Origin of the sequence: Streptomyces lomondensis (assembly GCF_014651035.1) — a bacterium.
GTDB classification, from domain to species: Bacteria; Actinomycetota; Actinomycetes; order Streptomycetales; family Streptomycetaceae; genus Streptomyces; species Streptomyces lomondensis.
Genome location: NZ_BMWC01000016.1, coordinates 49,916 through 71,329 on the forward strand (window position 1 = coordinate 49,916; position 21,414 = coordinate 71,329).

At 72.1% G+C, this 21,414-nt stretch carries 17 protein-coding genes; 14 read left to right on the forward strand and 3 right to left on the reverse strand.

The window, feature by feature from the left end; translation table 11 throughout:
- Positions 1-90 precede the first annotated feature (90 nt).
- From IE255_RS35070 to IE255_RS35090, 5 genes are all read left to right on the forward strand, one after another.
- On the forward strand, positions 91-855 hold the full coding sequence (locus IE255_RS35070) for an SDR family NAD(P)-dependent oxidoreductase (protein WP_190054461.1): 765 nt from the start codon (positions 91-93) through the stop codon (positions 853-855).
- A gap of 66 nt (positions 856-921) precedes the next feature.
- Positions 922-3,300, forward strand: a complete 2,379-nt coding sequence (locus IE255_RS35075; protein ID WP_190054462.1) for a beta-glucosidase family protein — start codon at positions 922-924, stop codon at positions 3,298-3,300.
- A gap of 41 nt (positions 3,301-3,341) precedes the next feature.
- Positions 3,342-5,177, forward strand: coding sequence for a flavin-containing monooxygenase (locus IE255_RS35080; RefSeq protein WP_229906730.1), 1,836 nt, complete (start codon positions 3,342-3,344; stop codon positions 5,175-5,177).
- Positions 5,174-6,799 (forward strand): NHL repeat-containing protein, encoded by a 1,626-nt coding sequence (locus tag IE255_RS35085; RefSeq protein WP_372487594.1) that lies wholly within the window; start codon positions 5,174-5,176, stop codon positions 6,797-6,799. Before IE255_RS35080 ends, IE255_RS35085 begins: the two co-directional genes overlap by 4 nt.
- Positions 6,800-6,966: 167 nt before the next feature.
- A complete protein-coding gene (locus tag IE255_RS35090) occupies positions 6,967-7,941 on the forward strand; it encodes a LacI family DNA-binding transcriptional regulator (RefSeq protein WP_267975129.1) in 975 nt (324 codons plus the stop codon).
- Positions 7,942-8,005: 64 nt separating this feature from the next.
- Here the strand turns inward: IE255_RS35090 and IE255_RS35095 are convergent, their stop codons facing one another.
- A complete protein-coding gene (locus IE255_RS35095) occupies positions 8,006-8,983 on the reverse strand; it encodes a LacI family DNA-binding transcriptional regulator (RefSeq protein WP_190054465.1) in 978 nt (325 codons plus the stop codon).
- Between the two features lie 171 nt (positions 8,984-9,154).
- Between IE255_RS35095 and IE255_RS35100 the strand changes: the two genes are divergently transcribed.
- The 8 genes from IE255_RS35100 to IE255_RS35130 all read left to right on the forward strand — a co-directional run bounded on the left by IE255_RS35100 (position 9,155) and on the right by IE255_RS35130 (position 18,400).
- Positions 9,155-10,426 carry a glycoside hydrolase family 1 protein gene (locus tag IE255_RS35100; RefSeq protein ID WP_190054466.1) on the forward strand — a complete coding sequence of 424 codons (1,272 nt, stop codon included), beginning with the start codon at positions 9,155-9,157 and terminating at the stop codon, positions 10,424-10,426.
- 96 nt (positions 10,427-10,522) lie between these two features.
- A complete protein-coding gene (locus IE255_RS35105; protein ID WP_190054467.1) occupies positions 10,523-11,524 on the forward strand; it encodes an extracellular catalytic domain type 1 short-chain-length polyhydroxyalkanoate depolymerase in 1,002 nt (333 codons plus the stop codon).
- Positions 11,525-11,615: 91 nt separating this feature from the next.
- Positions 11,616-12,578 carry an alpha/beta hydrolase fold domain-containing protein gene (locus IE255_RS35110; protein ID WP_190054468.1) on the forward strand — a complete coding sequence of 321 codons (963 nt, stop codon included), beginning with the start codon at positions 11,616-11,618 and terminating at the stop codon, positions 12,576-12,578.
- A 1,000-nt stretch (positions 12,579-13,578) separates the two neighbouring features.
- A complete protein-coding gene (locus tag IE255_RS39630; RefSeq protein ID WP_229906749.1) occupies positions 13,579-13,971 on the forward strand; it encodes a Gfo/Idh/MocA family protein in 393 nt (130 codons plus the stop codon).
- A complete protein-coding gene (locus tag IE255_RS39635; protein WP_229906731.1) occupies positions 13,902-14,222 on the forward strand; it encodes a hypothetical protein in 321 nt (106 codons plus the stop codon). Before IE255_RS39630 ends, IE255_RS39635 begins: the two co-directional genes overlap by 70 nt.
- Positions 14,223-14,464: 242 nt before the next feature.
- Entirely contained in the window at positions 14,465-15,334 is an 870-nt protein-coding gene (locus IE255_RS35120) for an ABC transporter ATP-binding protein (protein ID WP_190054469.1), read from the forward strand.
- Positions 15,331-16,314 (forward strand): iron-siderophore ABC transporter substrate-binding protein, encoded by a 984-nt coding sequence (locus tag IE255_RS35125; RefSeq protein WP_190054470.1) that lies wholly within the window; start codon positions 15,331-15,333, stop codon positions 16,312-16,314. The genes IE255_RS35120 and IE255_RS35125 overlap by 4 nt, the downstream gene beginning before the upstream one ends.
- A gap of 7 nt (positions 16,315-16,321) precedes the next feature.
- Complete coding sequence (locus IE255_RS35130; protein ID WP_190054471.1) at positions 16,322-18,400, forward strand: iron ABC transporter permease; 2,079 nt, start codon at positions 16,322-16,324, stop codon at positions 18,398-18,400.
- On the opposite strand, the gene IE255_RS35135 is transcribed toward IE255_RS35130, so the two are convergent.
- Positions 18,395-18,811, reverse strand: a complete 417-nt coding sequence (locus IE255_RS35135; protein ID WP_229906732.1) for a (2Fe-2S) ferredoxin domain-containing protein — start codon at positions 18,809-18,811, stop codon at positions 18,395-18,397. The two genes, IE255_RS35130 and IE255_RS35135, sit on opposite strands and share 6 nt — an antisense overlap.
- A gap of 137 nt (positions 18,812-18,948) precedes the next feature.
- Here IE255_RS35135 and IE255_RS35140 point away from each other — a divergent pair, with 137 nt between their 5' ends.
- The gene (locus tag IE255_RS35140) at positions 18,949-19,884 is read left to right on the forward strand and encodes a GHMP family kinase ATP-binding protein (protein ID WP_229906733.1); all 936 of its coding nucleotides are present in this window, start codon (positions 18,949-18,951) and stop codon (positions 19,882-19,884) included.
- Here IE255_RS35140 and IE255_RS35145 read toward each other — a convergent pair.
- The gene (locus IE255_RS35145; RefSeq protein ID WP_229906734.1) at positions 19,845-21,386 is read right to left on the reverse strand and encodes an IucA/IucC family protein; all 1,542 of its coding nucleotides are present in this window, start codon (positions 21,384-21,386) and stop codon (positions 19,845-19,847) included. The two genes, IE255_RS35140 and IE255_RS35145, sit on opposite strands and share 40 nt — an antisense overlap.
- Positions 21,387-21,414 lie beyond the last annotated feature (28 nt).

The window sequence follows — 21,414 nt, forward strand, 5'->3', positions numbered from 1 at the left end:
GGCGGCGTCTTGCATGGGGCGGCCTTCTTCGGTTGGCTGCTAACGCGCATCAGTAACGCGCATTATCAACTCGAAGACGAGGAGGGCCGCATGGCCACCGGACTCGCCGGACGCAGCGTTGTGGTGACGGGCGCGGCCTCAGGCATCGGACGAGCCACCGCGCTGCGCTTCGCGCACGAGGGCGCGCACGTACTCGTGGCCGACCTGAACGCCGACGGCGCGGAACAGGTCACGAGGGAGATCGAGGACGCCGGAGGCAAGGCACGGGCGGTAGCGGGCGACCTCAGCGACCCTCAGGTCGTGGACGCGGTGGTGAACGGGGCCCTTGCGAGCTTCGGTTCGCTCGACGTCCTGGTGAACAACGCCGGGGTCATGGACCGGATGTCGGCGTTGGGCGAGACGGACGACGCCGAGTGGGAGCGCGTCATCCGCATCAACCTCACCGCGCCGTTCCTCCTCACCCGCGCAGCGCTCCCCCACATGCTCGACGCCGGGCGCGGCTCCATCGTCTTCACCGCCTCCGAGGCGAGTCTGCGCGGCAGCGCGGCCGGGGCCGCCTACACCGCGTCCAAGCACGGGGTCGTGGGCCTGGTGAAGAGCCTGGCCGTGATGTACCGCAAGCAGGGCATCCGCGCCAACGCCGTCGCACCCGGACCCACCACCACCGGCATCAAGGTCGACGCTCTCCCCGACGCGCACGGTCCGGCGCTGGTCGGGCAGTTGATCGGCGCGAACATCGGACGGCTGGGCTCCGCGCAGGAGCAGGCGGCCGCCATCGTGTTCCTCGCCTCGGACGACGCCGCCTTCGTCAACGGCGCCGTCCTGCCGGTCGACGACGGCTGGTCCGCCGTCTGACCGGGCCCCTCTCCCACGCCGACCTCACCTTCGCTGCCCCGCCCTGATCGAACAGGAGCCGTTCCGATGACGACCATCCCCGACCCGGACACCATCAAGTCCCTCGTCTCGCGACTGACCGTCGAGCAGAAGATCGCGCAGGTCACCGGGTTCCCCGTCACCGACCTGTTCGTCCCGGGCGGGGACACGGGCTTCCGCCTGGACCCGGGCCGGCTGCCCGAGCTGCGCCCGCACGGCGTGGGTCACCTGTCCCTGAGCTGGTACCTCGGCCGGGACGCTGACAGCCTGAAGTCCGCGCTGGACGGCATCCAGCAGTCCGTGCGGGACCTGAGCCCCTTCGGGATGGGCGCACTCGTGCACAACGAGGCGATCAACGGCTTCCTGCACCCCTGCGCCGAACAGTTCCCCACCGCCTGGTCACAGGCCGCGACCTGGAACCCCGACCTGACCGAGCGGATCGCCGCCACCGCGGCGGCCGACATGCGCCGCACCGGCGTCCACCTCGCGTTCGCGCCCGTCATGGACCTGAACCGGGATCCCCGCTGGGGCAGGGTCCACGAGACATACGGCGAGGACCCGGAACTCGCCGCGCAGTTCTCCGTGGCGTTCGTGCGCGGCATCCAGGACGAGGACGGCGGGGCGAGCACCCTGGCGGTCGGCAAGCACTTCCTGGGGTACGGGGCCTCGGAGGGCGGCCTCAACCAGGCCACCACCCAGCTGGGCCGCCGGGCCTTGGTCGACGACTACGCCGAGCCCTTCCGGCGCGCCATCGCCGAGGCCGGCCTGTACGGCGTCATGAACTCCTACAACGACATCGACGGCCTGCCCGTGGCCGCCAGCCACTGGGTCCTGACCGAACTGCTGCGGGAACAGCTCGGGTTCGAGGGGCTGGCCGTCAGCGACTACGACTCCGTCAACCTGCTGCGGCACGTCTTCCACACGGCGACGACCCCGGGCCGGGCGGGCGCCCAGGCCATCGCGGCGGGCCTGGACGTCGAACTGCCGGGCGACACCAACTACTCCCATCTGGCGGAGGAGATCGAGGCCGGGCGCCTCGACGAGAGCGTGCTCGACCGGGCCGTGGCCCGGGTCCTCACGGTCAAGGCCCGGCTGGGCCTCATCCCGGACGTCCGGACGCAGAGGCCGGCACAGCCCGCCGGGCCCCAGCCGGCCGAGGCCACAGAACTGCGCCGGACCGTCGCGTCCGAGAGCCTGGTGCTGCTCCAGAACGACGGAACCCTGCCGTTGCCGCCGCAGGGCATCACCCTCGCCGTCACGGGACCGGCCGCAGACGACCTGCGCATCCACTTCGGCGCCTACACCTCGGTGGCCCACGACGAGGTACCGACGGGCATGCGCGCGCTGAAGGAGGGCCGGGTTCCCGGCGTCGACCCGGCCACCTTCGTCTTCACCGACATCTTCCAGGCACGCTTCCCCGGCGACGACTCCGTCTTCGCCGGCATCACCCGGAACCTGCACCCCGACACCCCCACCGTGCTCCACGCACTGCGGGACCGTACGGACTCCGTCGTACACGTGCCGCTGGGCTCCTTCGAGGACGACGGACCGCTCGACGCACAGGAGGTGGACGCCGCGGTGGCGGAGGCCGACGTGGTCGTCGCCGTCGTCGGCGAGCGCACCGGCTGGGTCGGCAACAACACCGCCGGCGAAGGCCAGTCGACCGCCCACCCGAGGCTGCCCGGCAACCAGGAGGAACTCCTCGAACTGCTCGCCCGGACGGGAAAGCCCTTGGTGACGGTCGTGGTGTCCGGGCGTCCCCTGGTGCTCACGGGGGCCGCCCGGGCCTCCCGCGCCGTGCTGCTCGCCCCGCTGCTGGGAGAAGCGGCGGCCGATGCCGTCACGGGCTGCCTGCTCGGCGACATCAACCCGAGCGGCAAACTGCCCAGCACCTTCCCCCGTGACATCGGCCAGCTCCCCTTGTACCACGGCCACCTGTTCGGCAGCGGCTACGGCCACCCGACCGGCACCCGGCACGGATACAACGACCTGCCCGACGTCACACCCCTCTACGCCTTCGGCCACGGCCTGTCCTACAGCACGTTCGAGGCGGCCTTCGACGAGACGGACGGACCGGCCGTCGAGCAGCGCGGGGACCGCGTCCGTGCCCGGTTCCGGGTGACCAACACCAGCGACGTGGCCGGGACGGCCGTCCTGCAGATGTACGCCCGTGACGAGGACGCCAGCGTCGTACGGCCCGTGCGCCGGCTGCTGGCCTTCACCCGCGTCCCGCTGGCCGGCGGGCAGAGCACGAGCGTGCTGCTGGAGGCGCCCCTGGAGCGACTCTTCTACACCCTGCCCGACGGACACCGCGGGCTGGAGTCCGGTGACGTCACGATCATGGGCGCCTTCGCCAGCGACGACATCCGATGTGCCGCCACCCTTCCCCTCAGCGGTGCGGACGCTTCGGGAACGCAGTACAGGTGAGTGGACGCCAGGCCGTACCCCGAAGCAGAGATGAGGACAGCGTGCCCACCCCCCACACCCCAGTCCCCCCGCAGGCCGTCGACATCGACCTGGATGCCCTGCGCGCCCGCTACCGGGCCGAGCGCGAACGCCGGCTCCGCCCGGACGGTCGCGGTCAGTACCGCACCACCACAGGAGAGTTCGGCTACTACGACGAAGACCCGTATGCCGACAGGGACTTCACCCGCGAGCCGCTGACCGACCGGGTGGAGGTCGTCATCGTCGGCGGTGGTCTGGGCGGCCTGATCGCCGGCGCCCGGCTGCGGCAGGCCGGTGTGGAGTCGATCCGGGTGATCGAGAAGGGCGGGGACTTCGGCGGTACCTGGTACTGGAACCGCTACCCCGGCATCCACTGCGACATCGAGTCCTACGTCTACATGCCCCTGCTGGAGGAGGTCGGCTACGTCCCGCGGTGGAAGTACGCCCCCGGCGAGGAGATCCGCGAGCACGCCCGCGCCATCGGACGGCACTTCGGCCTCTACCGCGACGCCTGCTTCCAGACCTCGGCGACCGAGCTGCGCTGGGACGAGGCCGAATCGGAGTGGATCGTCGGCACCGACCGTGGCGACCGCGTCCGGTCCCGCTACGTGATCGTGTCCACCGGCACCCTCAGCCAGGCCAAACTGCCTGGCATCCCGGGCATCGAGATCTTCCGGGGCCACACCTTCCACACCAGCCGCTGGGACTACGCCTACACCGGCGGCGACGCGAACGGAAACCTGCACAAGCTCGCCGACAAGCGCGTGGCCCTCATCGGAACCGGCGCCACCGCCATCCAGGTCGTCCCGCACCTCGGCGCCGACGCGCAGCACCTGTACGTGTTCCAGCGCACGCCGTCCTCCGTCGACGTACGCGCCAACCGCCCCACCGACCCGGACTGGGCGAGCTCGTTGCAGCCCGGCTGGCAGCGCCACCGCATGGAGAACTTCCTCAAGGTCGTCACTGGTGTCCCGGTCGACGAGGACCTGGTGAACGACGGCTGGACGAGCAGCGCCCGCCTGTTCGAGAAGCTGATCCCGACCAACAGCTACGCGGACGTCCCGGCCGAGGAGCGCGAACGGGCCTACGCACTGGCGGACGCCCAGAAGATGAACGAGATCCGGGCTCGGGTCGACGCCCTGGTCGACGATCCGGAGACGGCGGAACTCCTCAAGCCGTGGTACCGCTACATGTGCAAGCGGCCCACCTTCAGCGACCACTACCTCCAGACGTTCAACCGGCCCGACGTCACCCTCGTCGACACGGCCGACACCCACGGCGTCGAGCGCATCACGCCCAACGCGGTCGTCGTCGGCGACCGGGAGTACGAGGTCGACTGCATCATCTTCGCCACCGGCTTCGACGTCGGCGTCTCCGGCATCCTCTCCGGGCGGCTGCCGGTGTACGGCCGCGATGGCCTCGCCCTCATGGACGCCTGGAAGCTGGGCCCGAAGACCCTCCACGGCTTCTACAGCCACGGCTTCCCCAACATGTTCCAGCTCGGCCCCATGCAGAACGCCAGCGCCGTCAACTACGTGCACATCCTGGAGGAACAGGCCGCCCACGTCACCGAGGTCATCGCGGCGGCCCGTACACGGCAGGCACGGTACGTCGAGCCCACGCCCGAGGCCGTGGCGGAATGGGTCGCCACGATCCGCGAGAAGTCGGCGGACCTGCACGCGTTCCAGGCCGAGTGCACACCGGGCTACTACAACAACGAGGGCATGCCGAGGGAGCGCAACGAGTCCTTCGGGGACGGTCCGGTCGCCTTCAACGCCCTGCTGCGCGACTGGCGTGCGAAAGGCGGGATGGACGACGTCCTCGTAGAGCCCGGCACCGCGCGGGAGGCCGGCTCGTGACGCGACAGCACCCCAGCCGCTTCGGCCCGGCCGGTACCAAGCCACCCCGCAGTACCCGCTGGGACATCGCCCGGCTCACCTCACCGAGCCCGCTCTGGGGGTCGAACGGCGTCGCGTTCGGCCCCGACGGGAGGCTGTACGTGGCGCAGTTCCTCGCCGGGCAGATCAGCGCCGTGGACACCGCGACCGGTGACATCGAGGTGGTCGTCCCGATGGGCGGGCCCGTCCAGTCCCCGGACGATCTGGCCTTCGGCACGGACGGTTCCATGTACATCGCCGACCTGGTCCCCGGCCGGGTCTGGCGGCGCAGCCCGCAGGGCGAGTACACGCTGGTCTCCGACCAGGTGCGGGTACCCAACGGCATCACATGCCTGGGTGACCGCCTCTTCGTCAACGAGATGCGGATGAACGGCCGGCTGCTCGAACTCTTCCCCGACGGCCGCGCCCCCGTCGTCCTCACCGAGGGGCTCGCCCTGGGCAACGCCATGCAGATCGGCCCCGACGGCTGCCTGTACTACCCGCACATGGTGACGAACGACGTATGGCGCATCCCGCCCGACGGCGGCGCGCCGGAACAGGTCGCGCAGGAGGTCCACGAGCCCGTGGCGGTCCGTTTCGACCGGGAGGGAGTCCTGACGATCCTCTCGCGCGGCGAGGCCGGCATCGTCACCCGTATCGACCTGCACGGCACGGGCGCCCGCTCCCTCGTCACCAGCGGCGTCACGGGCCTGGACAACGCCGCTTTCGACGCCGAGAACCGCATGTTCGTCTCCAGCTTCGCCACCGGCGGCGTCACCGAGATGCACCCCGACGGCCGCATCCGGGAGATCGTGCCGCGCGGGCTCGACGGCCCGTACGGCATCACCGTCGATCTCGGCGGCAGTGTGTACGCGGCCGACCACTACCGCCTGGCGGAACTGGAACCAGGAAGCGGCCCCGGCCACGGACGCACCCACAGGCATCTCCGGATGGTGCACGCGGTCACCGCGGCCGACGGGCACCTGCACACCACCTCCCAGTACGGAGACGTCGCGACGTACGACCCCGGCACCGGAGCCGCCCGGACCCGGGCGACAGGGCTCAACCAGCCCATGGGCGTCACCGTCGACCCCGACGGCCGTCTCGTCGTCGCGGAGACGGGCGCCGGGCGCGTCCTGGCCATCGACGCACAGGACACCGTCACCGTTCTCGCCGAAGGGCTCCCCCACCCGGTCGACGTGACGTACGACTCCGACGGTCACTGTTACGTGAGTGACGACGTGCTCGGCGCCGTGCTCAGGCTCGACGCCGCTGAGCCGCTGACGGTGACGGACGGGCTGGACGCCCCGCAAGGGCTGACGGTCCTGGGTGAGGAGCTGTTCGTCGTGGAGACGGCGACCCGTCGACTGAGCGCGGTCTCGCTCCGGACCGGAGAGCACCGGGTCGAGGCCGAGGACCTCGCCGTCGGCCCACCGCCGGGCGCCGGCCGCACCGACCCCGCACTGTTCGCCCATGGCATGCCGGGCGCACCGCGCTTTTTCGCCGGCCTGACCGCGGCGCCCGACGGCTCGCTGCTGCTGTCGGGCAATGGCGAGGGCACGGTCCTGCGGCTCCGGCCGCGAGTGGCTGACGCGCAGGAGTAACGCGCCTCAGCAGGGACCAGCGCGGGCTCCGCGCCGACAAGGTACGGTCAGGTCAACGAGTGGGTCCCGAGCACCGCGCCAGGGCGGCCTGGCAGCCCGGGCCCGCTGCGCGAGTTCCAGCCCTGGGGTGGTCGTCGGACCGCTGCCGCCGGAGTTGATGAGAGGCCATGAGGCAGGTTGCCAAGCGCGTCACCAGTGCGGATGTTGCGCAGGAAGCCGGTGTGTCCCGCACGACCGTGAGCTTCGTGCTGAACAACCGACCTGGGCACGCCATCCCGGAGGAGACGAGGCAGCGTGTCCTCGAAGCGGCACGCCGGCTCAGGTACCGGCCGCACGCCTCCGCTCGGGCGCTGGCGGCGGGGCACAGCGACATCGTGCTGCTGGCGCTGCCCGACATGCCGATCGGCGCGGGCATCAGCCGGTTCTCCGAGGAGTTGGCCACCGCCTTGGCCGAGCGCGGCCTCACCCTGGTCGCCCACTTCGCGGGAGCGGACGACCAGTCGCTCCAGGACGTCTGCGCGGCCGTCGACGCCTCCGCCGTCGTCGGTCTCGGCGCCTTCGAACCGGCGACCGTCCAGGCCCTCCACTCCGCGGGTGTCAAGGTGGTCATCCCCAGCGACGGCAACGCCCCGTCCATGCGTCACGTCGGCCGGCTCCAGGCCGAGCACCTCATCGAACGGGGGCACCGGCACCTCGGCTACGCCATGCCCACCCACCCCAGCCACCTCCCCATGGCGCGGCACCGGCTTCAGGGCGCCACCGACGTTTGCGCGGCCGCCTCGCTGGAGCCCCCCGTGGTGATCGACGTGGAACTGGAGATCGCCGCGGCGGAGCAGGCCGTGCGGCAGTGGACGTCCCGCTCGGTCACCGGTGTGTGCTCATTCAACGACGAGACCGCACTGGCCGTGCTGGCGGGCGCACGGGAAGCCGGCGTCGCGGTACCACGGGACCTCGCCGTCGTGGGTGCCGACGACATACCGACCGCCGCGCTGTCACTGCCGGCCCTCACCACTGTCTCGTTCGATCTGCGGGAGGCCGGACGTCAGCGCGCGGAGGCCGTGGCGTCCGCGCTCGCCGGACGCGCCCCCACGTCCGACGCCGCCCCGGTGGGGCCCGAGCTGATCGTGCGCGCGTCCGGTTGATCCGGCGGGGACCTTACGTGGTGACGCGAGGCCGGACCGTGCTGCGGCGGCGGGCACGAACCGCTCAGGCGGACCCGCGTACCAGCAGCTGAGGCCCGGGCGCCAGCACGCTCAACTCGACGTCCCCGCCGTCGAGTCCGGCAGCCACCACTTCCGCCAGCCGGGCTCCCGCCGCACCGAGGTCGAAGGCGATGGTGGTCAGGGGCGGGGCGGCCAGGCGGGCGACGGGAATGTCGTCCACGCCCACGACCGCGAGATCATCGGGTGCGGTCAGACCGTGCGCGCGCAGGCCGGCCAGGACGGCGATCGCGATCTCGTCGTTGTAGGCGCAGACACCCGTGACGGACTGTCGGCGCCATGCGGCGACGGCCTGCGCGGCCTCCGCGTCGTCGAGCCCCGTGGGCTGCGCGACGGCCGGGTCGACGCCACGCTCCGCGCACACCTCCAGGACCCCGTGGAGCCGTTCCTCGGCCCACGACCGAAACGCCTGCCGCTCGGGCAACGCGTAACCGATGCGCCGATGGCCACGGTCGAGGAGGTGACGGGCCTGCAGTCGACCGATCTCCTTCTGGGGCGGGGAGAAGTCCGCACCGACGGCGAGGACGAGATCGACACCCGCCTGATGGAGGGCCTCGGCCGTCGGCTCGTCGAACGGCTCCAGACCCACCACCGCGGACGCGTCCACCGCGGCACTCACGTCCTCCAGCGCCCGAGCACCTGATGCGACGAGGTGGGTCACCAGAGTCAGGCCCCGCGTGGCGAGTGAGGACCCGAAGTGCTCGATGAAGCCCGACACACTGGGACTGATGGGCATTCCGGACAGAGCGAGCAGCACCACGTTGCTGCGGCCGGCCGCGAGGGTCCGGGCCGACCCGCGCGGCCGGTAGTTCAGCTGCCGGGCCGCTTCGAGGACCCGGCGCCGCGTGTCGGTGGGGATGCGCTGACCGGGCTTGTTGTTCAGTACGAGGCTCACCGTCGTCTGGGACACACCGGCAGCGCGCGCCACGTCGGTGCTCGTGATCCGCTTGGCAGGGGGCTTCATCGGTCCTCGTCGTCAGTCCTCGTCGTGATGGATGGCGCCGCTTTACCGATTCGTGACCATCGATGCGCTTGCCGTAGTCGACCTGTCGGCTGTTAGGTTACTCAGCGAATCAGCTAATGCGCGTTACTAACGCGCATTTCTTCTGCCGGACACTGACCCAGGGGCAGCGACATGGCATTTCCCGAAGGATTTCTGTGGGGCGCGGCGACCGCCGCGCACCAGGTCGAGGGCAACAACGTGGCCAGCGACTTCTGGGCCCTGGAGCACACGCCCGGCAGCTTCTTCGCCGAACCCAGCGGCGACGCCTGCGACCACTACCGGCTGTTCCGCCAGGACATCGCCCTGCTGGCGGAGCTCGGGTTCAACAGCTACCGCTTCTCCATCGAGTGGGCGCGGGTCGAACCCGAGGACGGCAGGTTCTCCCGGGCGGCCATCGAGCACTACCGCGACGTCCTGCAGGCGTGCCACGACCACGGCCTCACCCCCGTCGTGACACTGCACCACTTCACCAGCCCCCGCTGGCTGACGGAGCTCGGCGGCTGGGAGTACGACAAGACCCCCGAGCGCTTCGCCGCCTACTGCGGCAAAGTCATGAGCGAACTGGGCCCACTGGTCCCGTACGCGTGCACCATCAACGAGGCGAACATCGGCCCGCTCATTCGCGACGTGCTGACCGCCGCCCCCCAGGACGGCCGCGAACCCGCCGGGGCCCCGGTCGGCGTGACCGACCAAGCCGCGAGGGACGGCGAGGACGCCCTGTCGCCCGTCGACGCCCTCCCGGCGGACCAGGACCGGCCGAAGGTCTTCTTGTTCACGTTCAGTGAGCAAGGCGTGTCGATCGTGAAGCGCGCCCACACCGCGGCGCGGCAGGCGATCCGGGACGCCAGCCCCGCCACCCAGGTGGGCCTGACCCTGGCCCTGCAGGACATCCAGCCCGAGCCGGGCGGCGAGAAGCAGGCCGAGCGAATCTGGGCCGAGACCTTCGAGGACTTCGTCCCGGCCCTGGACGGCGACGACTTCCTCGGCGTCCAGAGCTACACGCGGTCCCTGGTCGGGTCCGACGGGCCGCTGCCCGTGCCCGACGGCGCCGAGACGACCCAGATGGGATACGAGTTCTACCCGCAGGCCATGGAGAACGTGCTGCGCCGGGCCACCACAGCGGGCCTGCCGCTGATCGTCACCGAGCATGGGATCGGCACGGCCGACGACTCCCGCCGTGTCGAGTTCGTCCGGCAGGGGCTCGCGGGCCTCGAACGCGCCGTCACCGACGGGGTGGACGTGCGCGGTTACCTCCACTGGTCCGCCTTCGACAACTACGAATGGATGCTCGGCTACCGGCCCACCTTCGGCCTGATCGCCGTCGACCGGGACACCCAGCGCCGCACTCCCAAGGAAAGCGCCCGCTACTTGGGCGCCCTTGCACAGCGCAACGCGCTCGCCTGACGCCGAACCGCTTCTCGCCGGCGCCCTGTCGCTGTTTTCTGCTGACCGGGCGCTCCGGGCCACGACGACGTTCCCCCTCCGAGAATGAGGTGCAGGATGAACCGTCCCAAGGCTTTCTGCGCAGCTCTCACCGCTGTGTGCGCGCTGTTCCTTCCCGCGGCCGTACCGTCGGCCGCGGCGGTGGCTCAGGGGACGGACGGCGGACCTCCCCGCGCCGGCTGCGACTTGAAGGCAGGCCGTACGACGCTCTCCGTCACCTCGGGCGGGCTGCAACGCACCGTCCTGGTCCACGTGCCCCCGAGGCTGGAGGGCCACGGGCACCTGCCGATGGTGCTGAATCTGCACAGCAGTCAGAGCAGGGCGCTGTGGCAGATCGCCATCAGCCAGATGGAGCAGACCGCCGACCGCGAGGGGTTCGTCCTCGTCGCGCCGCAGGGCGCCGTGACCGCCGGGCCCGGGTACCGGTGGAACGTCCCGCACGTCAGTGAGCCCGGCGGCCCGGACGACGAGCGTTTCCTGAGCGACACCATCGACACGCTGACCCGCAGCGGGTGCGCCGATCCGAGGCGGGTGTACGCGACGGGCTACTCCGGCGGTGCCCGGATGGTGTCGCAGTACGCCTGCGACCACCCCGGCCGCCTGGCCGCGATCGCGGTGGTGGCGGGACTGCGAGCGGGGGCGCCGGTCAAGGACGCCAGTGGCACCTACCTGCCCGACCCTTCGACGTGCAGGCCCCACCGAGCGCTCCCCGTCCTGTCGTTCTCCGGCACCGCCGACACGGTGAACCCGCACAACGGTGGCGGCTTCGGGTACTGGGGATACGGTGCCGAGACGGCCCAACGGCGATGGGCGGCGCTGAACGGCTGCCGACTCGGTCCGCGCACGGTCCAGGTCACCGAGCACGTCAGCCGGGTGACCCACTCCGCCTGCCGCCGGGGTGCGCGGGTCTCGATGTACGTCATCGACGGTGGCGGGCACACGTGGCCGGGATCCACCATCCCGCTGCCGCCCGACAGCGGACCGGTCAACCCAGAGATCAGCGCCAACGACGTCATGTGGCGGTTCTTCGCCGCCGAAGGCCGCTCCCGGCTGTCGTGACATCCCGGTGCCCACCGCATTCCGTTCGGGCCGGCACGGCCTCCCACACCAGACCCGGTACAGACTTGTCCCTTCTCCCAGGAGCCCCCGGTTGCCCGTCGACCCGCAGATAGCCGCGTCGTTTGCCCTCTTGGACGGCATCACCTCCTACCGCGACGCCGAAACCGACCCCGACAAACGCGCCCGCCTCGTCGCCGCGCTCACCCCGGAGCCCGGGTACGACCCTCCGCCCTGCGCCGTACGCGACGTGGACGCGCCAGGGCCGCACGGAGCCGTGCCGGTACGCGTCTACGCACCCCGGAACAGATCCCGAACGGCCCGGCCGGGACTGGTCTGGGCACACGGCGGAGGTTTTCGCTTCGGCAACCTGGACATGCCCGAATCGGACATGGTCGCCCGCGAACTGTGCCACCGCGCCGACGCGATCGTGCTGTCGGTCGACTACCGCCTGGCCGTCGACGGCGTCACCTACCCCGTACCGCACGACGACGTGGTGGCGGCGTGGCGCTGGGTCGCCGCCACCACGACCGAACTCGGCCTCGACCCGGGCCGGTTGGCTCTGGGCGGGGCAAGCGCCGGCGGGAACCTGGCCGCCGGCGCAGCGCTACGGCTGCGGGACGAGGGCGACCTCGTCCGCCCCTGCCGCCTCCTGCTGGCCTACCCCGTCGTACATCGCCGGCTGCCGCCGCTGCCGCACGAGCTGCGCGTGCGGATGACCGACATACCGCGGCTGCTCCGCTTCCTGCCCGAGGACGTCGAGGAACTGGCTCGCACCTACCTCGGTGAGTCGGCGAACCACGCGGACGTCGTTCCCGGCTACGCGATGCCCGCCGAAGCCGACGTCTCAGGACTGCCGCCCACCGTCATCATCACCAGTGAGTACGACGACCTTCGCGCCTCCGCCGAAGTGTTCGCCGAACAGCTCGCCAGATCCTCCGTCCCGACGCGGGTCGTGATGGAGCGCGGTGTGCTCCACGGGCACCTGAACCGCGACCCCCGCACCACGGGAACGAACCACTCGCTCGATCTCCTCGCAAACGCGCTCACACCCTGACACCACACAAACAACCGAAAGGGCCAGGACGAAAGGGCGACGCCCGATGAACTGGGAGCACCCCGACAAGGCACTGGCGCCTGGCTGTCCGGCTGCCGACGCGGCCTCGGCCCCGGGCCTCATGGTGGAGCGGGCTACACCACTGGTTGGGGAGTGCGCGTCCTCGTGCCGCTCAGCGTACGGCGGCATCGTGGAAGTCAGCCGATCGGCGAGGTCGGCGGCACTCCCGCCGGAAGGAAGACCGCAATGCCACGCCCGCTCCCGCTCTCGCCGCAGCCGGCCTCCGCAACGGCTCACGAGGCCCGGCGCGAGGAGCGGGCCGCAGCCGTCGAGGACGGCATGGACCGGGGGCACCGTGTCACTCCTGGTCCGCTCGCCGCCTTCGCCCGGTTCGTCCTGTGCGGCGGTGGTGTCGGGCTCGCGTCCAGTCCCGCTGTGACGGTGCTCGCCCTGCTGATGCCTTGGGCGCTGGCCAACGCGCTTGTCACGGTCGCGTCCACGGTGCTGTGCACTGAGCTCCATGCACGCTTCACCTTCCGGACCGGCCGGAGTGCCGGGCTGCGGCAGCACTGGCAGTCCGGTGGTTCAGCCGCCATCTCCTTCGTGGTGACCTCCGTCGCGATGTTCGCGCTGCACGCCGTCCAGCCGTCCGTCGGAGTCCTGCGGGAGCAGGTCGTCTACCTGAGTGCCTCCGGCCTCGCGGGAATCGGGCGCTTTCTGGTACTCCGCCTGTTCGTCTTCGCCATCGGCCGGAAGCGAATGAGCGCCCCGCTGCGTCTCGAAGAGACACTCACCACCCCCAGCGGTCCCCTTCGTCAGGAGTACCCCGCACCAGCTCCGCATCGAGCAACGCGCCAGAGGCTCCCTCACCGCCCCAGCCGCTGCCACCAGTTGAACCGCACCGCACGCCAAGCTTCCCCTCCTCTTCCGCACCACCACGACAACAAGGAGTCACGTCGCCTCGCCCCACTCCCACCACCACGAGCACACCCTGCTGTTCCTGAACGCGGGACGCCCTGTGCTGTGCGAGAAGGCGTTCGCGCTCGACGCCGTGCAGGCCGCCGAGATGGTGGCGGTGGCCCGGGAACGGGGGCTGTTCCTGATGGAGGCGATGTGGAGCCGGTTCCTGCCGGCCTATGTCAAAGTCAGGGACCTGCTCGCCGAGGGCGTCATCGGTGAAGTCCAGTCCGTCGAGGCCGACTTCGGCTTCCGGTTCCCGACCGGATCACGGCATACGGCACGCTCGGCGCGACCGGCGTCGACGAGCACGTCGCCGTCCTCTCCGGCTACGACAGCGGCGCGGTCGCGCTGGCCCAGAGTTCCTTGCGGGCGACCCTCGGTTGCACAGCCCGTATCACCGGAACCGCCGGCCACATCGAGCTGCCGTTCCTGATGCACTGCCCGGACGAACTCACCGTCCAGACGCGGGGCACCACCGAACGCCTGAGTCTGCCCGCCGCCCGCGAGGCCGACGGCGACGACACGGCGGGCGGCGGCCTGCACCACCAGATCCGTCACGTGCACGAGCGGCTACGCGCAGGGGAGTCGGAGAGCGACATCATGCCGCTCGACGAGACCGTGGCGGTGATGCGCACGCTCGACACCGCGCGCGACCAGATCGGCCTGAGCTACGCCGACCACTGACGTTCCGCGCGTCGGCCACGCCAGGCAGTCAGTCCCTGCGCGACCAGGCCATCTCCGAGATACGCCGTGGCCATCTGATCGTCTCGGCCGAGAAGCCCGAAGGAACGTCGGAGCCGCCGGACCGCAGGGGTGTGATGCAGCGGGTGGCGGTGACCTCCGGCAGCATCCCCCCACCGTACCGGCGGTTCACTCGCCGGACGTACCATATCGACCTGCTCTTAGGTTAGGCTAACCTTCGCCATGTGAGATCTGGCGAAGAACCGGCCGGCAGACAGCGTCTGCGCGGGCATCAGCTGTCGGCGACGGGCGTGACCGTGTCGTACGACGGCACGGACGTCGTGCACGACGCGGCGATCGCGCTCCGGCCCGGCGAGGTGACCGTCCTGGTCGGACCCAACGGCAGCGGGAAGTCGACGCTGCTGCGGACGATCGCCCGGTTGCAGCGGGCCCGCCGGGCCTCGCTCGGCATCGACGGCGACATCGACGGCCTCGCCCTGTCCGCCCGGGAGTTCGCGCGGTACGTGGCCCTGCTGACGCAGGGGCGTCCCACGCCCAGCGGACTGACCGTGCGGGACCTCGTCGAGTTCGGCCGCTACCCCTACCGGGGCCGCTTCGGCCGCCCCGATCCGGACGCGTCGAACGCGGTGGAACGGGCGCTCTCGCTGACCGGGGTCACGGACCTCGCCGAGCGCGGCGCCGACCAGCTCTCCGGCGGGCAGCTGCAACGGGTCTGGCTCGCCAGTTGTCTCGCGCAGGAGACCGGCGTGCTGCTGCTGGACGAGCCGACGACCTATCTCGACCTGCGCTACCAGATCGAACTCCTCGACCTCGTCCGCGATCTGGCGGACGACCACGGGATCGCCGTCGGGGTCGTGCTGCACGACCTCGACCAGGCGGCGGCCATCGCCGACCGGATCACGCTGCTCGAAGCGGGCCGGATCGTCGCCGACGGCCGGCCCGAGGAGGTCCTGACCCCGCAGCGGCTGACCGCCGTCTACGGCATCCGGATCGACGTCGACACAGACCCCCACACCGGCCGGATCCGGACCCGCCCGATCGGCCGGCACCACACCCGCACCACCCGAAGCGAAAGGCTCGGCACCACCTCATGAGACGTCTCCTGCTCACCGCGGCCACCACCACCGCCGCGGCGCTCACCCTCGCCGCCTGCGGCACGACCGAGCCGGCCGCCGACAGCTCGAAGGAGAAGACCTCCGAGTCCATCAGCCTCACCGACTCCACCGGCGCGAAGGTCGAGCTCGACGGCCCGGCCGAGAAGGTCGTCGCCACCGAGTGGAACGAGGTCGAGAGTCTCATCACCCTCGGCGTCGACCCCGTCGGCGTCGCCGACGTCAAGGGCTACAAGACCTGGGACACCGCCGTCCCGCTGAAGAACGAGCCGAAGGACATCGGCACCCGCGGCGAGCCCAGCATGGACACCATCGCCTCCCTCTCCCCCGACCTCATCGTGGCCAGCTCCGACCTGCCGGACGCGGCCGTGAAGCAGCTGCGGAAGATCGCCCCGGTGCTGGAGGTGAAGTCCGCCGACGCCTCCGACCAGATCGGGCAGATGTTCAAGAACCTGGACCTCATCGCCCGGGCCACCGGCACCACCGACAAGGCGAAGACAGTCCGGCAGAACTTCGAGGCGAAGGTCGCCGAGGGTAAGAAGGCCCTGGCCGACGCGGGCCTCGGCGGCAGCGACCTCGCCTTCGCCGACGGCTACGTCACCTCCAACCAGGTCTCCGTGCGCCCGTTCACCAGCGGCTCCCTGATCGGCGCCGTCAACGAGCAGCTGGGCCTGAAGAACGCCTGGAAGGTCAAGGGCGACCCGGTCTACGGCCTCGGCACCACCGACGTCGAGGGCCTCACCGCCCTGCCGAAGGACGTCCGGTTCGCCTACATAGGCAACGACGGCGACAAGGCCAGCACGCCGTTCACCGGCGCGCTCGCGAAGAACGCCGTGTGGACGTCGCTGCCGTTCGTGAAGGCGGGCGAGGTGCACCGGCTGCCTGACGGCATCTGGATGTTCGGCGGTCCCGGTTCGATGGAGGCGTACATCGACGCCCTCGTCGGCGCGCTGACGAAGTAACGGAGTCATGGCCGTCACCGAAGCGCCCCCCGCCACTCGTCCGACGGCGGCCGCGTCCCGGGCGGGCGCGGCCGCGGTGACGGCCGGACTCGTCCTGCTGGTCGCCGTCCTCGCCGTCGTCGACATCACCCAGGGCACCGCCGCCGTCGGACCGGCCCAGGTGGTCAAGGCCCTGACCGGGCAGGCCGATCCGGGCGACGCGTCCGTGGTGGTCGCCTCCCGGCTGCCGCGGATGGCCGCCGGCCTCCTGGTCGGCGTGGTCCTCGGCATCGCGGGCGCGGTCCTCCAGGCCGTCAGCCGCAATGTCCTCGCCTCGCCCGACACCCTTGCCGTGAACGCCGGTTCGTATCTGGCGCTCGGGCTGGTCGGCGCGACCGGTGTGTCGCTGCCCCTGCTCGCCTCCTCCGGTGTCGCCTTCGTCGGCGGGCTGCTGGCCGCGGCCGTGGTGCTCGCCCTGTCCGGCCTCGGCACAGGCACCGTACGGCTGGTCCTCGCCGGCACCGCGCTCGCGCTGGGCCTGAACTCCCTGACGGAGGGGCTGCTCCTGCTGTTCCCGCAGCAGACGGAGGGCCTCTACCAGTGGAACCAGGGCAGCATCGGCCAGAACGGCTTCGACGGCGTCCTGCAGATGCTGCCCGTGGCCCTCGTGGGGCTCGCCGGGCTGCTGCTGGTCGCCCGCCGGGTCGACGCGCTCGCCCTCGGGGACGACGCGGCGCGCGGGCTGGGCGTCCCGGTCCACGCCACCCGCGTCACGGTCGTCGTGCTGGCGGCGCTGCTGTCCGCGGCGGCCGTCACGCTCGCCGGGCCCATCGGCTTCGTCGGGCTGTGCGCACCCGCCCTGGTGCGCCCGCTCGCCCGCCGGTTCCGGGGCTTCGTGCGCGCCCGGGCGGCCCTGCCCGTGGCCGGACTGGCCGGCGCCGCGCTGGTGCTCGGCTCGGACGTGCTGCTGCGGGCCCTCATCCCCGCGGACACGGCGGTCGCCGTGCCCACCGGCATCGTCACCAGCCTGGTCGGTGCCGTGTTCCTGGTGGTGACGGCCCTGCGGCTGCGGGACACGGCCGGTGCCGACGCGCCGGACCGGCTGCGCGTCCCGAGCCGGACGGCGTTGCTGGTGACGGTGGCCGCGCTGGTCGCCGTGGTCGTCGGCGTCACGCTGGCCGGCGTCCTGCTGGGCGACAGCAAGCTGCTGCTCGGCGATGTCGCCAACTGGGCGCAGGGGCGGGCCGGTCAGACCGTCTCCTTCGTCCTGGACACCCGCGTGCCCCGTGTGCTCGCGGCCCTGTGCGCGGGCGCGTCGCTCGCCCTGGCCGGCACGCTGGTGCAGGCCGTGACCCGCAATCCGCTAGCGGAGCCGGGGGTGTTGGGTGTCTCCGGCGGGGCCGCGCTGGGGGCCGTGCTGCTGGTGACCACCGTGCCCGCCGCGGGCTCCTGGGGCATCGCGGGTGCCGCGTTCGGGGGTGCCGCGCTGGCCTCCGCCGTGGTCTTCGGGCTCGCCGCCCGGGGCGGCTACCGGCAGAACCGGCTGGTCCTCGTCGGCATCGGCATGGCGGCCGGTTCCACGGCGGTGATCAGCCTGCTCATCGTGCTCACCGACCCCTTCAACGCCACGAAGGCGCTGACCTGGCTCTCCGGTTCGACGTACGGGCGGACCATGGCGGACGTGCTGCCCGTGGCGCTCGTGCTGGCGCTGGGCCTGGCCGTCGCGGTCGCCCGGCGCACCGAGCTGGACCTCGTCTCCCTGGACGAGGACACCCCGCGGCTGCTCGGCCTCGGACTGCCCGGGGCCCGGCTCGGCTTCCTGGTGGTGAGCGTCCTGCTCGCCGCGACCGCCGTCGCCTCGGCCGGCACCATCGGCTTCGTGGGCCTCGTGGCGCCGCACGCGGCACGTGCCCTGGTGGGCCGGCGGCATGTGCGGGTGGTGCCGGTCGCCGTCCTGCTCGGCGCCGCGCTCGTCTGCACGGCCGACCTGCTCGGCCGCACGGTCATCGCCCCCGCCCAGCTGGGCGCCGGCCTGATGACGGCGATGATCGGCACGCCGTACTTCCTGCGTCTGCTGGTCCGGAGCCGGAGGGCGGCAGGGTCATGAGCCGTCCGGGCGCCGTCGGGTGAGAGGGCTGAAGACGTACAGGTCCAGGATGTCGGGCAGCGGGGCGACACCGGGACCGCCCTCCCGGACCCAGGAGACGACGTCCTCGGTCGCGGCCGGGTCGTTGACCAGCCCGAGCCAGACCGGGCGGGCCCCGGCGGCCCGGCCGGCGGACGACGGCTGAACGACGATGACGTTGGCCTGGTCGCAGACGTCCAGACAGTCGGAGACCCGCACCGGCGCCGCGGCGCGCAGGCGCTCGGTCTGGGCCGCGTGATCGACCCCGGTCACCTTGGGACTGCCGCAGCAGCAGTCCCGGCACACGACGACGCGGCAGGGCACGGGCCCGGTGGCGTTGTCGCTGTCGTCCAGGGGATCGTCGTTCGCCGCGTCGGACGGCGTCGCGGACATGCCGCACCTGCCCTCTCTCCGGGGAGATCCGCCCCGGTGGTTCGTCGAGGAGGCGACCGCGTGAGTCTCCTGGCCCCCGGGGTGATCATTCCATGAGGCGGTTGCCCGAAGAGCAGCGCGGGGGCGGAGGAGAGCAGGTGCGTGACCGGACGAGTCCTGGCGCGCCCTCCGTCGCGGCGCCCCGCGTCGGCTCCGGCAGCTGCCACGGCACGCTCGGCGAGTTGTACCAGGGGCCGTTGCGGGCGGGCCCGGATCCGGACATCGCGGTGGTGTCGTTCCCCGTCGAGCGTTACTCCCGGGTGTCCTTCACCCCTGGGGCGGCGCCCGGCCCGCACCGACCGCCGCCGCTGGGGGAGAAGTCGGCGACCGCGGCCCGGCTCTTCCTGGAGCACTACGGCCTCCGTCTGCCGCCGGGCGAGTGGACCGCGCACTCCGAGCTGCGGGTGGGGGTGGGCATGGCCAGTTCGACCGCCGACATCGTGGCGACCCTGCGCTGCCTGTTCCAGGTCTTCTCGCTGCCGTACGACAGAGGGGTGGTCGTCGGCATCCTGGCGGCGATCGAGCGCGCCGACAGCGTCTTCCTCGACGAGTTCGCCCTGTATCTCAGCGGCCGGCACCGGCTGGTGCGGCGCCTGGGCAGGGACATCGGCTTCCACACGGCCTTCGTCACCGAGCCGGGCACGGTGGACACCGCCGCCGTCACGCCCCTGCTGCTGGAGCACTACCGGCGCCGCGGGGACGCCTACGAGCGGTGCCTGACCGGCCTGCTGACGGGCTTCGCCCGCGGGGACGCGGCCGCCGTGGCGCGGGCGGCGACCACCAGCGCCGTGCTGTCCCAGGAGGTGCTGCCGAAGGCGACGTTCGCGAGCGTGTTGGCCCACCGCGAGCGGTTCGGTGCCGACGGCGTCTTCGTCGCCCACACGGGCTGCCTGACCGGCTACCTCTTCACCCGCCGCCCGGACTCCCGTCTCCGGTCCGAACTGGCCGCGTTCTTCCGCTCGCTCGGCCACCCGTGCTCGTTCGCCCGGGCAGGTTACGGCCGCAGCCGGAGCGGGTTGGGCAGCGGCAGGTAGCGGGCGGCGGCGCCGTCCGCGCCCGTCCAGCGCAGCAGCAGGTTCGTCTTGGCGGGCAGGGTGGGTGAGGCGAGCAGGGCGGGGATCTCGGGGAGGTCGTGCCGGGCCAGTTCGCGGCGGGCGGCGGGCCAGGGGTCGAAGCCGGGCCGGCGTGCGGCGAGGGCGCCCGCGATCTCGGTGAGGTGGTTGACGACCAGGCAGTACACGAGCCGCTCCCAGCCCGCCTCGCGCGACACGTTGGGCAGCAGCTTCACGCCCTCGGCGTCCCGGTACAGCGCCTGTACGGGCATGCCCTCGGCGTCCACGGCGACCAGGGTGTTCTGCAGATGAGCCTCGATGACGACGCCGTGCCGGGCGAAGGCCGCCAGGGCCGGGGGCACCACCTGCGCGAGGTACGCCGCCCACCAGGCCTCCGGGTCGGCGGCGCGGTCGAGCGGGCTGCCGTCGAAGCCCTCGACGAGTCCGGCGGCGAGCAGCGGGGTCGCGCCCGGCAGCAGACGGCCGCGGAAGCCGTCGCGGACGAGGACCGCCAGGGCCTCGAAGGCGAAGTCGGCGGTGCGGTACCCGCGGTCGCTCAGCCAGGCCGCAGGGCCGTCGAACGCGGCGAAGGCGGCGCACACCGCCGCGTCGGTCGCGCGCAGGGCGAGCAGGTCGTGGTGCCACAGCCGGCGGATGTCGTTGGTGATGCGCACGTCCAGGCTGAACTTGAGGAAGAGGTCCCGCCCGGGTGCGTAGAGCGTGCGGATCGCGGCCGTCGGCCAGGTGTCGAAGGCGGTCGTGCCGAGCCGGACGAGCCGGCCGTCCGCGAAGGCGCCGGCGAGTTCGGGCGCGGCCAGGTCGAGCTGCCAGGGGTGGGCGGGCAGCAGCCGGTAGCCGGGCGGTGCCGTGCCGAGGGCGTCGAGGGCCGAGGTGTCGCCCTCCTCGACGACGGTGTCCTCGCGCAGGCCGAGCAGGGTCAGCGGGAAGCGGGCGTACACCTCGGGCGCGTACGGGAGCCAGCCGGCGGCGGGGCCGCCGCCGCGCGCCTTGGGGGCGGGGTGGTGGGTGTGGCCGGTGAGGAGGCACTGCTCGGAGCGCAGGTAGAGGTCCTCGGGCGGGATGGCACGGGACCGGGCCGCCAGCAGCGCGGCCACGGCGTCCCGGCTGTCGATCATCTCGGCGGGCAGTTCGTGGTTGGACAGCCCGGTGTGCCGGCGCAGTTCCTCGGCGACGAGCTTGACCAGCTCGGTGTGGCCGACGCGCTGCCAGCCGCCCGCCACCCGCACCTCGGGCTCGGCGGGCCGCCGGCTGCCGCGCACGCGCAGCAGGCGATCCCCGCCGGGCAGGCGGTAGACGCGGCGTTCGCCCTCCTGCCGCAGCGGCCGGGCCACCTCCCGCAGCAGGCAGTTCAGCAGCGGTACGGCGGCGTACGCGTCGGCACGCCCGGCGAGTCCGGTGGCACAGTCGTCGCCGTGGGCCGAGTCGTCGTCGGCGGGCGGGGGCATGAGGTCCACGCGTTCCACTCGTTCCCTACGATCCTTCCGGCGCTCC

Coding starts and splice junctions, on each gene's coding strand:
- IE255_RS35090 (WP_267975129.1), top strand. CDS start 6,967: ATGAGGCAGGTTGCCAAGCGCGTCACCAGTGCGGATGTTGCGCAGGAA.
- IE255_RS35100 (WP_190054466.1), top strand. CDS start 9,155: ATGGCATTTCCCGAAGGATTTCTGTGGGGCGCGGCGACCGCCGCGCAC.
- IE255_RS35105 (WP_190054467.1), top strand. CDS start 10,523: ATGAACCGTCCCAAGGCTTTCTGCGCAGCTCTCACCGCTGTGTGCGCG.
- IE255_RS35070 (WP_190054461.1), top strand. CDS start 91: ATGGCCACCGGACTCGCCGGACGCAGCGTTGTGGTGACGGGCGCGGCC.
- IE255_RS35125 (WP_190054470.1), top strand. CDS start 15,331: ATGAGACGTCTCCTGCTCACCGCGGCCACCACCACCGCCGCGGCGCTC.
- IE255_RS35075 (WP_190054462.1), top strand. CDS start 922: ATGACGACCATCCCCGACCCGGACACCATCAAGTCCCTCGTCTCGCGA.
- IE255_RS35135 (WP_229906732.1), bottom strand. CDS start 18,811: ATGTCCGCGACGCCGTCCGACGCGGCGAACGACGATCCCCTGGACGAC.
- IE255_RS35095 (WP_190054465.1), bottom strand. CDS start 8,983: ATGAAGCCCCCTGCCAAGCGGATCACGAGCACCGACGTGGCGCGCGCT.
- IE255_RS35130 (WP_190054471.1), top strand. CDS start 16,322: ATGGCCGTCACCGAAGCGCCCCCCGCCACTCGTCCGACGGCGGCCGCG.